At 57.9% G+C, this 15411-nt stretch carries 12 protein-coding genes; 6 read left to right on the top strand and 6 right to left on the bottom strand.

The genetic code is table 11. From position 1 onward, the window contains the following. The first annotated feature begins 50 nt into the window (after positions 1–50). The 3 genes from CPAR_RS00115 to CPAR_RS00105 are packed head-to-tail and all read left to right on the top strand — an operon-like array spanning position 51 to position 3390. Complete coding sequence (locus CPAR_RS00115) at positions 51–1520, top strand: glycine--tRNA ligase (protein ID WP_012501286.1); 1470 nt, start codon at positions 51–53, stop codon at positions 1518–1520. Between the two features lie 20 nt (positions 1521–1540). Next, the gene (locus tag CPAR_RS00110; RefSeq protein WP_012501285.1) at positions 1541–2692 is read left to right on the top strand and encodes a geranylgeranyl diphosphate reductase; all 1152 of its coding nucleotides are present in this window, start codon (positions 1541–1543) and stop codon (positions 2690–2692) included. After that, the gene (locus CPAR_RS00105) at positions 2692–3390 is read left to right on the top strand and encodes a DUF3593 domain-containing protein (RefSeq protein WP_012501284.1); all 699 of its coding nucleotides are present in this window, start codon (positions 2692–2694) and stop codon (positions 3388–3390) included. The genes CPAR_RS00110 and CPAR_RS00105 overlap by 1 nt, the downstream gene beginning before the upstream one ends. 29 nt (positions 3391–3419) lie before the next feature. Here CPAR_RS00105 and CPAR_RS00100 read toward each other — a convergent pair whose 3' ends face one another. From CPAR_RS00100 to CPAR_RS00090, 3 genes are read right to left on the bottom strand one after another with little or no spacing between them, the layout of a single operon-like run. After that, the gene (locus CPAR_RS00100; protein ID WP_232203910.1) at positions 3420–5150 is read right to left on the bottom strand and encodes a S41 family peptidase; all 1731 of its coding nucleotides are present in this window, start codon (positions 5148–5150) and stop codon (positions 3420–3422) included. A gap of 8 nt (positions 5151–5158) precedes the next feature. Beyond that, positions 5159–6028: a 2,3,4,5-tetrahydropyridine-2,6-dicarboxylate N-succinyltransferase gene (locus CPAR_RS00095; protein WP_012501282.1), complete on the bottom strand. Its 870-nt coding sequence runs from the start codon at positions 6026–6028 to the stop codon at positions 5159–5161. A 25-nt stretch (positions 6029–6053) separates the two neighbouring features. Continuing rightward, a complete protein-coding gene (locus CPAR_RS00090) occupies positions 6054–7736 on the bottom strand; it encodes an Rne/Rng family ribonuclease (protein WP_012501281.1) in 1683 nt (560 codons plus the stop codon). A 282-nt stretch (positions 7737–8018) separates the two neighbouring features. Here CPAR_RS00090 and CPAR_RS00085 point away from each other — a divergent pair, with 282 nt between their 5' ends. The 3 genes from CPAR_RS00085 to gyrB all read left to right on the top strand — a co-directional run bounded on the left by CPAR_RS00085 (position 8019) and on the right by gyrB (position 11054). After that, positions 8019–8636 (top strand): ribonuclease HII, encoded by a 618-nt coding sequence (locus CPAR_RS00085; RefSeq protein WP_012501280.1) that lies wholly within the window; start codon positions 8019–8021, stop codon positions 8634–8636. Positions 8637–8646: 10 nt separating this feature from the next. Then, the gene (locus CPAR_RS00080; protein WP_012501279.1) at positions 8647–9036 is read left to right on the top strand and encodes a YraN family protein; all 390 of its coding nucleotides are present in this window, start codon (positions 8647–8649) and stop codon (positions 9034–9036) included. A 74-nt stretch (positions 9037–9110) separates the two neighbouring features. Continuing rightward, positions 9111–11054, top strand: coding sequence for a DNA topoisomerase (ATP-hydrolyzing) subunit B (gene gyrB / locus CPAR_RS00075; RefSeq protein ID WP_012501278.1), 1944 nt, complete (start codon positions 9111–9113; stop codon positions 11052–11054). Here gyrB and CPAR_RS00070 read toward each other — a convergent pair. The 3 genes from CPAR_RS00070 to secD all read right to left on the bottom strand — a co-directional run bounded on the left by CPAR_RS00070 (position 11043) and on the right by secD (position 15351). Next, on the bottom strand, positions 11043–12362 hold the full coding sequence (locus CPAR_RS00070; protein ID WP_012501277.1) for a peptidylprolyl isomerase: 1320 nt from the start codon (positions 12360–12362) through the stop codon (positions 11043–11045). The genes gyrB and CPAR_RS00070 overlap by 12 nt on opposite strands. Before the next feature lie 244 nt (positions 12363–12606). Continuing rightward, positions 12607–13533 carry a protein translocase subunit SecF gene (gene secF, locus CPAR_RS00065; RefSeq protein WP_012501276.1) on the bottom strand — a complete coding sequence of 309 codons (927 nt, stop codon included), beginning with the start codon at positions 13531–13533 and terminating at the stop codon, positions 12607–12609. 18 nt (positions 13534–13551) lie between these two features. Then, the gene (gene secD, locus CPAR_RS00060; RefSeq protein WP_012501275.1) at positions 13552–15351 is read right to left on the bottom strand and encodes a protein translocase subunit SecD; all 1800 of its coding nucleotides are present in this window, start codon (positions 15349–15351) and stop codon (positions 13552–13554) included. Between the last annotated feature and the right edge of the window lie 60 nt (positions 15352–15411).

Raw genomic sequence — 15411 nt, 5'->3', positions numbered from 1 at the left:
CCGCCCGGCAGGTGGCGGCCTCTGAAATTTTCAAACTGTCAGATCAAACGATGAGCAATTCCGATCAGTCGCGGGTGCAGACGCAGAGTCTGTCGCCTGATAAAGTGATGAACAAACTGGTTTCGCTGGCCAAGCGGCGAGGCTTCATTTTCCCGTCGTCGGAGATTTACGGCGGCCTGTCGTCGTGCTTCGATTACGGCCCGCTCGGCAGCGAGATGAAGAAAAATATCAAGGATTTGTGGTGGAACGCAATGACGCGCCGCCATCAGAACATCGTGGGCCTCGATGCGTCGATCATGATGAACCCGACCGTGTGGGAGGCTTCGGGTCATGTGGCGAGCTTCAACGATCCGCTGATCGACGACAAGACCACCAAGCGCCGCTACCGCGCCGATCACCTGATCGAGAACCATATCGAGAAGCTCCATCGCGAAGGCAAGGAGGCCGAGGCGGCTGCCGTCAAGGTGGCGTACGAGGCCGCTGAGGGCACCGAAGACCCGAACCGCACACTGTACAATATCATTATCGAATCGGGCATCAAGGCCCCCGACACCGGTTCGGCGGACTGGACGGAGGTTCGTCAGTTCAACCTGATGTTCCAGTGCAACATGGGCGCGATCGCCGGTTCGGGCGGCGTGGTCTATCTTCGTCCCGAAACAGCGCAGGGCATCTTCGTGAACTTCCACAACGTCCGCGAAGCGTCGCGCATGAAGGTGCCGTTCGGCATCGCGCAGATCGGCAAGGCGTTCCGCAACGAAATCGTGAAGGGCAACTTCATCTTCCGCATGGTGGAGTTCGAGCAGATGGAGATGCAGTATTTCGTCAAGCCCGGCACGCAGCTTGAAGCGTTCGAGGCGTGGCGCGAGGAGCGCTTCCGCTGGTACTCCGAGACGCTCGGCATGACCAAGGAAAAGCTGCACTGGTACAAGCACGACAAGCTGGCCCACTACGCCGACCTGGCCTACGACATCAAGTTCGAGTTCCCGTTTGGCACCGAGGAGATCGAGGGCATCCACTCGCGCACCGATTTCGACCTGACCCAGCATCAGGAGTACTCCGGCAAGAGCATGGAGTACATCGACCAGACCACCAACGAGCGCTACATCCCCTACGTCGTCGAGACCTCGTCGGGCTGCGACCGTACTTTTCTTGCGCTGCTGTCGGACGCCTATCAGGAGGACGTGGTCGATGGCGAACCACGCGTGATGCTGAAGCTCGCGCCGAAGGTCGCTCCAGTGAAGGCCGCCGTGCTGCCGCTGATGAAGAAGGGCGAGATGGCTGAAAAAGCCCGCCAGCTCTGCGCGGCGCTTTCAGAGAGCTTCATGGTGCAGTACGACGACGCGGCCTCGATCGGCAAGCGCTACCGCCGCCAGGACGAGATCGGCACGCCCTTCTGCTTCACGGTCGATCACGATACGCTGGAGAACGGCACCATCACCGTGCGCTACCGCGACACGGCGGCGCAGGAGCGGATCGAGATGTCGAAAGCCGCTGAGTTCCTGGCCTCGAAGCTGGTTTAAGAAAAACGTCTATTGATACAATGCTTTACGATGTCGCAATCATAGGAGGAGGCCCGTCGGGCGCTGCCGCAGCGGAGATTCTGGCCAAGGCTGGTCACTCGACCATCCTCATCGAACGCAATCTTGCCAACGTCAAGCCGTGCGGAGGCGCGATTCCGCTTGGCCTGATCGAGGAGTTCGATATTCCCGACGAGCTGGTCGAGAAGAAGCTGACCCGCATGAGCGTGCGCTCGCCAAAGGGCGAAACCATCTTCATGCACATGCCGAACGGCTACGTCGGCATGGTGCGCCGCGAGCGGTTCGACAGCTACCTTCGCGAGAAGGCTCAAAAGGCTGGCGCGGAGCTGGTCGAGGCCTTGGTGAAGAAAATCGACCGCGCGTCAGACCGCTTCACGATCCACCTCTTCAACAAGGAGGGCGAGGCGCTGCCGCCAGTCGAGGCTTCGTACGTCATTGGCGCGGATGGCGCGAACTCGAAAACCGCCGAAGAGCTGGGCTTTCCGCCGAACGACCTCAAGGTGATCGCCATGCAGCAGCGCTTCCACTACTGCGACGAGCTGAAGCCCTACGAAGAGCTGGTTGAGATCTGGTTCGACGGCGAGGTCTCGCCCGATTTCTACGGCTGGATCTTCCCGAAAACCGACCACATCGCCATCGGCACGGGAACCGAGGAGCACCGCCGCGACATCAAGGAATTGCAAAAGCGCTTCGTCGAGAAGATCGGCATCACCGAAAAGCCTTACCTCAACGAGGCGGCCAAGATTCCGATGAAGCCGCGCCGTTCCTTCACGCAAGAGCGGGCTATTCTCGTCGGCGACGCTGCGGGGCTGGTGACCCCGGCCAACGGCGAGGGGATCTTCTTCGCCATGCGCTCCGGCAAACTCGGCGCGGAAGCGATGATCGAGCGCATCCGCAATAACACGCCGCTTTCGAGCTACGAAAAGAAATTCCGCAAGCTCTACTCGCCCATATTCTTCGGCTTGCAGGTGCTGCAATCGGTCTACTACAAGAGCGACCGCCTGCGCGAAAGTTTCGTAGCGATCTGCCGAGACAAGGATGTTCAGGGCATCACCTTCGACTCGTACCTCTACAAAAAGATGGTACCCGCGCCGTGGAGCGTGCAGATGAAGATCATGGCCAAAAACGTCTATCATTTGGCCAAGGGTTCGTAATGCTGCTCTCTCCGCTGAACTGGCTGATTCATCTCTCCTCGTCGCTCGAATGGGGCGTGGCGCTCATCATGCTCTACCGCTACGGGCAATTCATCGGGCGGAAGGATGTACGACGCTTTGCGCTCTTCATGCTGCCGCACTGGATCGGGAGCTGGTTCGTACTCCTCTACCACATTTCGGGTGACGCCATCATGCGGTTCCTTGAAATGTCCGAAGTGATCAACCTGGTAGGCAGCATCGCGCTGCTCTACGCGACGATAAAGATTCTGAAGGGGGATGAAAAACGGGCGGCCAAACCGGCAAAAGCCTGGATGGGCTCGCTCTTCGGCGGCGTGATGCTGGTGGCTGGAGGTTCGACACCCTACTCGTTCATGATGGGCAGCTCCTGGTTCGACGCCGTTTTGCAGGTGTCGAGCATCGTCTATCTGACCTTTCTGGTGCTGCTGCTGAAGGTGCGAAAAAAAGACCCCGAGGTGTTCTCGGGGCTTACCGTGGCGGGATTCTGGTTCGTGCTGGTCTTCATTTCGGTGACGGTCGTCTGCATGTACATCGCCATGCACGTGCTCGGATATCAGTCGCTTTCACACGATGATTTTCTGCACGGCTTTGCCGAGAGCCTGTTGAGCGTCAGCAACCTGATGATCGTCATCGGTATCCACAAACAGCGCAAGCTCGCCGAACAGCGGCTCAGGGGTTGAGTATCGCGCTTGCAGCTTGGGCTTCGCGCCTACGGCTTGAGCAGCTTCTGATAACTCACCGGATCAGCGAGCAGCGCAAAAGCTTTTGCAGCGACCGGATCGAGCTCGATGCCTTTTCTCCAGGCCGCCTTCTCATCGTAATGGCGAATGATTTCACGCTGAACGGCGGTTGTGATGCGAAGTGAATCGCGCTGGATGCCTTGCTTTGTCCAGCTGGCGAGCGCCTCGTCGAATGCCTGAAGCCTGACCGAAAGCAGACTGTCCTTTTCGCCGCCATCCTTACCGATCATCGTTTTCAGGCTGTCGAGCTGCCGCTGTGGTGCTGAACGATAGACAAACGTCTTATCGTCAACAAACTCCCTGAACTCTTTGAGCACCGGCGTGGCAGCTATCTTCGGCAAGGAGATATCGCGATGCTTCCGGTGAAAATTCGTGGCATAGGTGAACAGGAGTCCCTCCTTGTCCTGCGCCTTTTCGTACTCCGACGGCTCCGCAGCGCTGACCGAAAAGTCCGGCTTGATACCGCCACCGCCATACACTTTGCGATGGTTGAGGGTGTAATAGACTTTCGTGGAATCATACGTCTCCGGAGAGAGAAGCACCTTGCGCTGAGGGTTCTGACAAGAGGCGCCGCCATGAACCAGCGGCTTCTGGATCAGTCGCCCTGAAGGGGTGTAGTATTTGGCCGTCGTGATCTTGAGCGAGTGGTCGTAGGGCAGCTCAATGACCGACTGCACCAGCCCCTTGCCGAACGAATTTTCACCGACGATAAGGCCACGGTCAAGCTCCTGAATGGCCCCGGCCACGATTTCCGCAGCCGATGCGCTCTGGCCATCGATCAGTACAACCAGCGGCAGCGAAGGCAACAGCGGATCGATGTTGGTCACATAGCGCTGTTCGCTGTCGGCAGCCCGCCCTTTGGTGGAGACCACGCGACTGCCCTTTTCGACGAACAGCGCGGCAACGTCAACCGCCGAGTTCAGGAGGCCGCCCGGATTGCCGCGCAGATCGAACACGAGGCCGCTCATGGTGCGATTCTCCCTGGCAGCCTGTTGCTGCAAGGCACGGATCGCGTCAACCATTTCAGCGCGCGAGTGCCGGGCAAAGCTGGTCATGCGGATGTACGCCACCGAGCCGAACAGCCCGGAATAGGAAACCGTGCTGACCCGGACTTCGCCCCTTGCAATGCGGTACTGCTTCCGGGCGCCCCATCCATCCTTGCGCACGGTGAGCCTGACGGTCGTGCCGGCTCGGCCCTTGATGGATTCCCGAATTTCTTCGATCGGCCGGTCACCAACCCGGACACCGTTCACGGCCACAATCTTGTCGCCCACCTGCAATCCAGCCTTCGCGGCGGCCTGCCCTTCAAAAATCGAGGTCACGTACAGATCACCGGCAATGGTGCCGATAGTAACGCCGATGCCCGCATACTGGCCGCTGGTCAGCTCGTCGAGCTCGCCGGACTGCTCCTTGTCGAGAAGAACGGTGTACGGATCGAGCTGGCCGAGCATGCCATCGATGCCCGAGTACATGAACTCGCTGACATCGATGGGCTCGACATAATTCTGCGACACCTCTTGATAGACATCGCCGAGCAGCTCGATGCTTTTGTTGACTTCAAAGAAGTTCGAGGAGGCCTCGGTCTTCGCCAGTACAGGCTCGGTGGTCAGTACGACCGACATGGCAGCAACCGAAGCGACGGCGACAAACCGCGGCCAGCGGGCGACACGCCTGAAGAGAGCGGTGCGTAAAAGGCTCACGGAAAACCTCACCTGAGAGCGCTTTCGAGGGCGGTGGCGCTGTCGGTACGCTCGTCGCGGTATTTGACGATGAGCGGCGTGTAGATCGACAGGCCATGTTCGGCGGCGAACTCGCCCTTAACCTGGCGGGAGCCGGCCACCACGACCGCGCCTTCCGGAATGACGAGCGGCCCGTCGGCGCTCTTGCGCAGGACGGTGCCGTTGACCAGGTCATAGACCGGCGTGGAGCCGTTCAGGATGACGCCGGTGCCGATCACGGCGCGCTTTTTGACGATGGTGCCTTCGTAAATGCCGCAATTGCCGCCGACCATCACTTCGTCCTCGACGATCACCGGCATCGCACCGATCGGTTCGAGCACACCGCCGATCTGCACGGCGGCGGAGAGATGCACCTTCTTGCCGATCTGCGCGCAGCTGCCCACCAGCGCGTGCGAGTCGATCATCGAACCTTCATCAACGTAGCCGCCGACGTTGACGTAGGCGGGCGGCATCATCACCACCGACGGAGCCAGGTACGCGCCGTCGCGCACCGAAGAGCCGCCAGGCACAATACGGACGCCATCTGCGACGGTAAACTCGCGAAGCGGGTAGGTGTCTTTATCGATGAACGAAATGCTGCCGAGGCCAGCAAGATCAACGTGGCTCTCGATCAGCACACCGAGCTTCATACCGACCAGAATACCCTGCTTGACCCACTGGTTGACCGTCCATCCGTTAGCCGATGATGCATCGGGTTCGGCGGCGCGGATCCGCCCGTCGTTGAGCAGCTTCTTGAACTTTGCAAAGACGGCTCTCGACTCCGGATCGGCTTTGAGCTGGTCGACGCTCAGTGAAGAATATGTGGCAATCTGATTCCTGATCTCTTGATACTGTTCCATTGGGTCGGTTGATCGTTTTACGGTTTCAATTGTACTCGGAAGTGATGTCAGCCCCAGTCTTGCGATTGTAGAAGCGGAAATCATCGCTGCGCAGGCTTTCGTCAGACTTGATCCTGACGAACACCATGTGTTGCAGGAACCACTTCATTTCGGTTTTCATATCACTTTCGCGCATCGGTTCGAGCACGGTCGGGCTGACGTGCAGGTCGAGCTGCTGGAAAGGCATCTTCTGCTGAAGCGCAAATTTGCGCAGCCAGCGCTCGACCTGGTTGATGGTGGTGAAGCGCGCCTGCACCACGCCGGTGCCGCCGCACGCGGGGCACTGGTCGCCCATGCGCTGCATGAGGCTCGGGCGGATGCGCTCGCGGGTGATCTGCATGATGCCGAAGTCCGAGAGCGGCAGGATGTTCGACTTGGCGCGGTCGTTGCGCAGCTCGGTCTTCATAGCGTCGTACACCTTCTTGGAGTTCTTCGCGTCGATCATGTCGATGAAGTCCACCACGATGATGCCGCCGATGTCGCGCAGCCTGAGCTGGCGGACGATTTCACGGGCCGCTTCGAGGTTGGTCTTGAGCGAGTTCTCCTCCTGCTCGCGCTTGGCGGCGTAGCGACCGCTGTTGACGTCGACCACCACCATCGCCTCGGTGTGCTCGATGATGATGTAGCCGCCGGACTTGAGCCACACCTTGCGCGAAAAGATCGACTCCACATCCTTGGCGATGCCGTACCCCTCGAAAAGCGGCAACTTGCCCTCGTGAAGCGAGACGTTCTTGACCATATCGGGCGCGGCCCACTGGATGTAGTTGAGCGTCTCGGTGTAGATCGAGTTCGAGTTGGCCACGATTTCGGTCACGTCAGTAGTGAGCGAATCGCGCAGCACGCTCGAAATGATGGTGTCCTCCTTGAAGATGAGCTGCGGAGGCTTGGCGTCCTGCAGCTTCTCCTCGATCTGCTTCCACTTGACCAGCAGCTTTTCGAGATCCTGCTTCAAGAGCGTCTCGTCCTGCATTTCGGCCACCGTGCGGATGATGGCGCCGAACCCTTCGGGCAGCATCGAGCGCACGAGCTTTTTGAGACGACCACGCTCCTTGCGCGAAACCACGCGGCGCGACACGGCGATCTGGCCGCCGCCGAAAGGCAGCAGCACCATGAAGCGGCCTGCAATGGTGATGTCAGAGGTCAGACGCGAGCCCTTGGTACCGATCGGCTCCTTGATGACCTGCACCAGAATAGAATCGTTGGGCTTGAGCTTCTGGGCAATCATCTGGGTGTAGGATTGGCGGCGCTCGCGGGCATCGGCAGCAGACTCCTGGCGCCCATCACTCTTCTGCTGATTACCGGGTCTCGAAGCCTCTCGCGACGGCGCCGATGCTTCGGATGAGGCTTCGGCTTCGCCTTCATCCTCTTCGTCCTCGCCGCCGTTCTCGTCATCGTCGTCATCCTCGACAAGCGCACGGTAATCCTCGCTGGTCGTTCCGACGTCGGAGAAGTGGAGGAATCCGTCAGACTTCTGGCCAATATCAACAAAGGCCGCTTTGAGCCCCTCTACCACCTTGTGCACCCGGCCAAGGTAGATATCGCCGATGCTTCTCATGCTCTCCGGGCGCTCTATGATCAACTCGGCAAGCCGCCCCTCCTCGACAAGCGCGACCTGGATCTCATCTCCGGTCTTGTTCATCAGGAGCTGCTTTTTCACATTTTTCTTCATTAAAAAATTCAAGGTTATGGGCCGCTCATTCTACGGCAAAGTGGCCAGCCTTGCGGCTACGACCTCATTGCCGGAAAAGATGCCCTCTGATAAATTTCTTCCGGCCCGCTGCGCACGGCAGCACGCCGTTCTTGCATTAAGATTTGACTTTAAATATAACACTTCTGACGCTACTAACACTTCAAGCCGGTGCACGGTGCCCGATTCATCGAACATTTTTGTGAGGTTCCCCGATTTTCGCACCTTGAGAAGGAAAGAGCTTCGCCAATCGCTACCGCCGCCATGCTGTCAACTGAATTTGAAACACCCCTCTGGGAGAACCTGTCGCGAGTCTGCGGCATCGATGAAGCCGGCAGGGGGCCGCTGGCCGGGCCGGTCGTGGCCGCTGCGGTGGCCTTTCCCCGCCATTTCAAACCGACAGGCATTCTTGAAAAGCTCGACGACTCGAAAAAGCTGACCGCCGAACTGCGCGAAGAGCTCGCCCCGGCCATTCGCGAAAGCGCTGAAGCGTGGGCGGTTGCGGTGGTGGACGCCGAGATCATCGACCGGATCAACATCCTCCAGGCGACGATGCTGGCAATGAACCAGGCGGTCGAGTCGCTCGCTGCAACGCCCGAACTGCTGCTCGTTGATGGAAATCGCTTCCGCCCCGTGCTGCCAATTCCGTACCAGACCATCGTCAAGGGAGACTCGAAGGTCTTTTCCATCGCCGCGGCTTCGGTGCTGGCAAAAACCCGCCGGGACGAACTGATGGTCGCCTACGCTGCAGAATACCCGGCATATGGCTTCGACCTGCATTTCGGCTACCCGACCGCCCGGCACGTCGAAGCGATCGCTCGGCACGGGCGATGCGCCATCCACCGAAAAAGCTTTAAGTTACGGAAACTGGGTGAAAAATAGTCCCTTAGCCATGCACGCACCACAATGGCTCGGCGCCGAAGGAGAAACCATCGCCGCGAAGTATCTCGCCGCACAGGGTTATCGAATCTTGGACCGCAATTACCGCTTCCACCGCAACGAAATCGACATTATCGCCCTCGATGGCGGTGTACTCTGTTTCATCGAGGTGAAGACCAGAACCTCCATCGGCAAAGGGCACCCTGCAGAATCGGTCACGCCGCGCAAGCAGAAGGAGATCATACGAGCCGCAACCGGTTATCTGGCAGGCCTCGACGACCCTTGGGTCACCTGCCGTTTCGACGTCATCGCCGTGCTCGCCGGAAGCCTCGACGAGCGCTCCATCCGGGAGTACGAAATCGAGCACCTCAAGGCCGCATTCATAGTCGCCGACGAGGGCTGACAGGTAGTATATCAGCGGTTTTTTATTATCTTTAAAGTCAAACATTTTACTGATTCATCCCGCACGACGATCCCATGCAAGAAACCGATATCCAGACCGCGCAGAACGCTGCAAACGATTACGGAGCGACCAATATTCAGGTTCTCGACGGCATCGAGCATGTCCGCAAAAGACCTGCGATGTACATCGGCGATATTCACAGCCGCGGGCTGCACCACCTGGTTTATGAAATCGTCGACAACTCGATCGACGAAACGCTTGCGGGCTTCAACGACTACATCCATGTAGCCATGAACCCCGACGGCTCGGTGACGGTCACAGATCGTGGTCGAGGCATTCCGGTGGACATTCACCCTGTCAAGAAAAAATCGGCGCTTGAGCTGGTCATGACGGTCATCGGCGCGGGCGGCAAGTTCGACAAGGGCGCCTACAAAGTTTCCGGCGGTCTGCATGGCGTCGGTGCGTCGGTAGTCAACGCGCTCTCGGAGTGGTGCGAAGCGGAGGTTTACCGCGACGGCAAAATCTTCCGTCAGACCTACAAACGCGGTGTGCCGCAGGGTGGAGTCGAAGAGGTCGGAACCACCGATCAGAAAGGCACGAAGGTCACCTTCAAGCCTGATCCGGACATCTTCAAGATCACCGAGTTCCGCAAGGATATTATCATCGACCGGATGAGGGAGCTGGCGTTCCTGAACAGCAACCTGCGCATCATCGTGCAGGATGCCGAAGGGTTCGAGGAGACTTTCCACTTCGAGGGCGGCCTCAGGGAGTTCGTGCGCTTTACCGACGCCAACCGCCTCAGCCTGCTCAAGGAGCCGATCTTCCTTTCGGGCGAGCGTGAATCGACGATGGTCGAAATCGCCTTGCAGTACAACGACTCCTATCAGGAGAACGTCTTCAGCTACGTCAACAACATCAACACGCACGAGGGCGGCACGCACGTCACCGGCTTCCGCAAGGCGCTGACCCGCACGCTCAACGCTTACGCGCAGAAGAACGACCTGCTGAAGAATGTCAAGATCACCCTGACCGGCGACGACTTCAAAGAGGGGCTTACCGCCGTCATTTCGGTGAAGGTACCGGAGCCGCAGTTCGAGGGTCAGACCAAGACCAAGCTCGGCAACTCCGAGACGCAGAGCATCGTCGAGACCATCGTCAACGAGCAGCTCGCCGAGTTCGCCGAAAGCAACCCCGGTACGCTGAAACTCATCATCGAGAAGGTGAAGGGCGCGGCCATTTCGCGCGAGGCTGCCCGCAAAGCCAAGGAGCTGACCCGGCGCAAGTCTGTGCTCGAAAGCTCCGGGCTGCCCGGCAAGCTGGCAGACTGCTCGATCAACGATCCCGACCACTGCGAGCTGTACATCGTCGAGGGCGACTCGGCAGGTGGCAGCGCCAAGCAGGGGCGCGACCGCAGCTTCCAGGCGATTTTGCCGCTGAAGGGTAAAATTCTGAACGTGGAGAAGGCGCGGCTGCACAAGATGCTCGAAAACGAGGAGATCAAGACCATCATTCTCGCGCTCGGCACCAGTATCGGCGAGGAGGAGTTTTCGCCTGAAAAGCTGCGCTACGGCAAGATCATCATCATGACTGACGCCGACGTTGACGGCGCGCACATCCGCACGCTGCTCCTGACTTTTTTCTTCCGCTACATGCGCTCGCTCATCGAGGCAGGCAAGGTGTTCATCGCCCAGCCGCCGCTCTATCTGGTGAAAGCCGGGCGGGAGCAGCAGTATGCATGGGACGAGGAGGAACGGGCAAGTATTACCGAGCAGATGAAGAAGCTCCAGAAAGGCAAAGCGAACGTCTCGATCCAGCGCTACAAAGGTCTCGGTGAAATGAACCCGGAACAGCTCTGGAGCACCACGATGGACCCGGAGCATCGTTCACTGCTCCAGGTCACGGTGGAAAACGCTATGGAGGCCGACCAGGTCTTCTCGACGCTGATGGGCGACAAGGTCGAACCCCGCCGCAACTTCATCGAGCAGAACGCCAAGTATGTCAGACGCTTAGACGTCTGACATAACCCGCACCACAACCTCTTTCTTCAGCTTCTCGATCCAGGCCTCGAACTGCTCCTGACGCTTCTGGTTAGCCGCCATCTCTTCGAGTCTGGTGAAATCGCGCTCCGGCGACAACTGGTGCGCGGGAAGCCTTTCGTCAAGCCTAAACAGGGCATAGAAGAAGGGGCCGCGCTCCGGCTCGATCTTCACAGGCTGGCTTATGTCGCCCGCATGCTTCAACCCGCCGACAATCTTCTGCAGATCAGGGCGCAGTGAATCGAACACCAAAAAGGGCTCTCCTGTCGCGCTCGAGATGACCTGACCGCCAGTACCTTTGGAGGCAGGGTCTTCCGAATACTTTTCAGCCATCTCGGCAAACGAAGCCTTGCCGGCAAGAATGTCGGCACGGATGGCCTCCAGCATACGAACCGTTTTGGGCAGATCGGTCTTGTTGCGATCAAACGCGGCCAGAATGTGCCGAACATGAATGCTTTGATCCTCCTTGTCGATCAGCTGGATCAGGTGGTAGCCGAAGCGGCTCTCGACAACACCGGAAATCTGTCCCGGCTTGAGCGCATAGGCCGCCTCCTCGAAGCTCGGCACCAGCTCGCCTTTGTGGACAAAGCCCAGGTCACCGCCAAGCTCGCGAGAACCGGGGTCATCGGAGGTTTCGCGGGCAAGCGTGGCGAAATCAGCGCCATTCTGCAACTGCTGGCTGATCGCCTGGATTTTGCTCATGGCCCGCTGCTTTTCGCTATCGGCAATCTCCGGATACCTGATGAGCTGGGAGACCGAAACCATTTCAGGCACCTTTGGCAGGTTGTTCCGCTCCTTGCCGTAGAAAGCCATCACCTCATCGTAGGAGACCGTCACATCATGAAAGTGCTTCCGCCTGAGAGCGTCCACCATCTGCTGATTCCTGATGTCGTCACGAATGTCCTGCTTGAGCCGGTTGACCGGAAGGCTGAACCGCTCCTCCATGGCGCTGACTGACGGAAACTGCGAACGCAGCGCGTTGTATTTGGCGTTCGCCATCTCATCGATACCCTGCTCATTGACACTGATGCTGTCGATCCGGGCTTTGGTCAAAAGGATCTTCTGATCGATCATATTCTTCAGGATCTTCTGCCGCAGCCCGGGGTCGTTTTTAGACTCGCGATACTGAAGATGGTACATCAGCTCCTGTTCGTTGATCTGGGATTTGAGAATGATCTCCCGACCGACAATGGCCACGATTTTATCCGGAGCGCTGGAAGCAATCGCATCCGACAAACCTGCAAGGGCGACGATCAGAACAGCAAAAAAAGCAAAGACTGTTTTTTTCATAACATCGAAATTTTCTTGTGGTGAGCGGACTATGGGGCTCCGAAGCGGCACTCCTCCATCCCGATACATCGGCAAGCGGGGCCACAACCTGTTCAGCAAAAGCCTCTTGCGCCCGGACATCCGAGTTGCAACATACAGAGAATCTCTGTCACGGACAAGAGGGCTGAAAAGGAGTTGAGAATGGAAGAAAAAAGGTTGGCTGCCGAAGCCTTTTGCAAAGGCTCCGGCAGCAAGGCAGGGGAGATTATGCGCCTTTGAGTTTGATGGGATTTTTTGATCGGCGCTGCCAGTCGAACACAATCGGAGCAGCGACGAAAATCGAGGAGTAGGTACCGATCAGAATGCCAGCGAACATGGCGAACGCGAAGCCACGGATTGCCGGACCAGCGAAGAAGAAGAGCACCAACACCGTGAGCATGGTCGTGCCCGAGGTGATGACGGTTCTTGAGAGCGTCTGGTTCAGGCTCTCGTTGAAAATCCGCTCGTAATCCGAAGGCTTCTGGCCGCGCAGGCGCTCGCGGATACGGTCATAGACCACGACCGTATCGGTGATCGAGTAACCGGCAATAGTCAGGAACGCCGCAATAATGCTCTGGTCAACTTCGAGTGGCATATAGTCGAACAGGCCGCCGAGCAGACTGAACAGGCCCAGTACGGTCAGCACGTCGTGGAAAATGGCCACCACGCCCGCCACAGCGAACTTGAACTCGAACCGGATGCTCACATAGAGCAGAATGCCGATCAGTGCGGCCGCCAGCGCCTTGAGGGCCGACATCTTCATGTCGGAAGCGATGCTTGGCCCAACGGCCTGAATGCTCAGGATTTCGGCAGGATTCGAGGCCAGGTTGGTAGCCAGCGAGTTGGAAATCAGCGATTTGAGGGTAGCGGTATTGCCCTGAAAATCGGTCTTGAGCAACAGCGAACGATCCATGCCGTACTGCTTGACCATACCGCTCACGTTAGCCTGACGCATGATAGAACGCACCGTAGCGACATCCACCGGTTTTTCGAAGCGGATGACCACTTCCGAACCACCCTTGAAATCGATACCGTAGTTCAGGCCTCTGACGAAAAGGGAGACCAGACCAGCAACAAGCAGGACAGTTGAGATTACATAGGCGATCTTGCGATGGCCCATGAAATTGATATTGGATTTCTGAAAAAGCCGCATTTCAGCAGAGTATTGTAATTATCCGAAACTTTTTTCATTCATGAGCTTGCTCTCGAAGAACAGGTCGAAGAGCACCTTGGTCACCACGATCGCCGTAAAGAGACTTGCCGCCGTACCGATCATCAGGGTAACAGCGAAACCCTGCACCGGACCGACACCATAGACGTACAGCAGGAAGGCCGCCGCAAGCGTGGTCACGTGAGAGTCGAGAATCGAAGAGAAAGCCTTGTTGTAACCGGTGTCGATAGCCATCCGAAGGCTTTTGCCATCGGCAAGCTCCTCCCGGATGCGCTCGTAAATCAGCACGTTGGCGTCAACAGCCATACCCATCGTCAGCACGATACCGGCGATACCGGGCAGGGTCAGGGCTGCGCTGAATCCGGCAAGCACCGAAATGACAATCAGGATATTGAGCACCAGCGCAAGATCAGCGGCGATGCCGGCCTTGTGATAGTAGAAGATCATGAACAGAGCCACGGCCGTGAAACCCCAGGTCACCGACAGAAGACCGTCGCGGATGTAGTCCGAACCCAGCGATGGACCGACGGTACGCTCTTCGAGAATCCGGACAGGAGCGGGCAACGAGCCGGCTTTCAGGATGATTTCGAGATCCTTGGCCTCATCAAGACTGCCGATGCCGTTGATCACCGAATTGCCGCTCGGAATTCGCGACTGCACAACCGGTGCGCTATAGACCGAACCGTCAAGCACGATGGCAATCTGCTTGCCGATATTGGCGCCAGTGATGCGGGCCCATTTCGACGTGCCCTCGTCGTTCATCGACATGAGCACCTCCGGCTGGGAGTCCTGCGAACTGAAAGTCGCCTTCGCCTCGGTAATCACGCCGCCGGTCAGTTCGGGGGTTTTCTGAACCAGATAGAGCAGGTAATACTTCTCGCCCTTTGCCGTCTGCTCGGGCTTGGCCGAGAGCAGCAACTGGGTATCCTGCGGAAGCAATGCATTCACATCATCGCGCTTCAGGGCTGCGGCAACCAGGTCATGGGCATAAGCCGGCGTAAACACCTGGCCATTCGGCATCACGCCAATCACCTCGGAGAGCTTTTTGGCGACAACCCCGCCAGCAGAGACCTGAGCTGAATCTGCCTGCACAGGCCTTGACGGCGCCTGCAGCGACACCGTTCCAGCGCGTTCAACCGCACGAAGCAGTTGCTGCGGCTCTTTGACCAGCTTGAACTCAAGCTTTGCCGTACCCATCAGAAGTCTGCGCACGCGAGCCTCATCGGTCACGCCCGAAAGCTCGATAATCAGGCGACGCGAACCCTGGGTCTGGATCACCGGCTCGGCCACACCGTACTGGTCGATACGGTTACGGATAATCTCCTTGGCCCTAATCAGTGCGTCCTGCGCCTCGGCATTCAGCTTGGAAATAACCTCCTGATCCGAGTCACGAAGGTCATAGAAGTAACGGCTGAGCTTGATATTCTCCTTTCTGAACTCGGCAGCCAGAATATTGACCACATTGTCGTTGGACTCGCCAGCCTGTCGGCGAACGTTGTCCATAATGCGGTTGAACTTGTCATCCTTGTTCCAGGCTTTCTGCTCGATCAGATCAAGAATATCAACCTCCATCACCAGGTGCATACCGCCCTTCAGATCGAGGCCGAGTTTCAGACTTTTGTCGTGAGCCTGCTCGATTTCTTGACGATGGTCGAGAGCAAACTTCAGGCTATCGGCACGGGAATCAAAGCTGTTGAGCTTTTTTGTCAGAGCATAATCCCGGTACGTAGGCCAGATCGACCATACCGAAACCAGCGCGACCACGGCAATCAGGATGAGTTTAAAGGTGTTGTTTTTCATGAAAAAAAGCCGTTACGCACGATTGATAAAGAAAAGCCAATATAAAGAACCGGCTCTGGA

Source organism: Chlorobaculum parvum NCIB 8327 (assembly GCF_000020505.1).
In the GTDB taxonomy this organism is placed as follows: Bacteria; Bacteroidota; Chlorobiia; order Chlorobiales; family Chlorobiaceae; genus Chlorobaculum; species Chlorobaculum parvum_A.
This window is presented reverse-complemented; position numbering and strand designations above follow the sequence as displayed.

Bases quoted from the DNA above. Each gene is read 5' to 3' on its own strand.
- secD (WP_012501275.1), bottom strand. From the start codon at position 15,351: ATGAAAAACAACACCTTTAAACTCATCCTGATTGCCGTGGTCGCGCTG.
- secF (WP_012501276.1), bottom strand. From the start codon at position 13,533: ATGCGGCTTTTTCAGAAATCCAATATCAATTTCATGGGCCATCGCAAG.
- CPAR_RS00095 (WP_012501282.1), bottom strand. From the start codon at position 6,028: ATGGAACAGTATCAAGAGATCAGGAATCAGATTGCCACATATTCTTCA.
- CPAR_RS00105 (WP_012501284.1), top strand. From the start codon at position 2,692: ATGCTGCTCTCTCCGCTGAACTGGCTGATTCATCTCTCCTCGTCGCTC.
- CPAR_RS00110 (WP_012501285.1), top strand. From the start codon at position 1,541: ATGCTTTACGATGTCGCAATCATAGGAGGAGGCCCGTCGGGCGCTGCC.
- CPAR_RS00115 (WP_012501286.1), top strand. From the start codon at position 51: ATGAGCAATTCCGATCAGTCGCGGGTGCAGACGCAGAGTCTGTCGCCT.
- CPAR_RS00090 (WP_012501281.1), bottom strand. From the start codon at position 7,736: ATGAAGAAAAATGTGAAAAAGCAGCTCCTGATGAACAAGACCGGAGAT.
- CPAR_RS00070 (WP_012501277.1), bottom strand. From the start codon at position 12,362: ATGAAAAAAACAGTCTTTGCTTTTTTTGCTGTTCTGATCGTCGCCCTT.
- gyrB (WP_012501278.1), top strand. From the start codon at position 9,111: ATGCAAGAAACCGATATCCAGACCGCGCAGAACGCTGCAAACGATTAC.
- CPAR_RS00080 (WP_012501279.1), top strand. From the start codon at position 8,647: ATGCACGCACCACAATGGCTCGGCGCCGAAGGAGAAACCATCGCCGCG.
- CPAR_RS00085 (WP_012501280.1), top strand. From the start codon at position 8,019: ATGCTGTCAACTGAATTTGAAACACCCCTCTGGGAGAACCTGTCGCGA.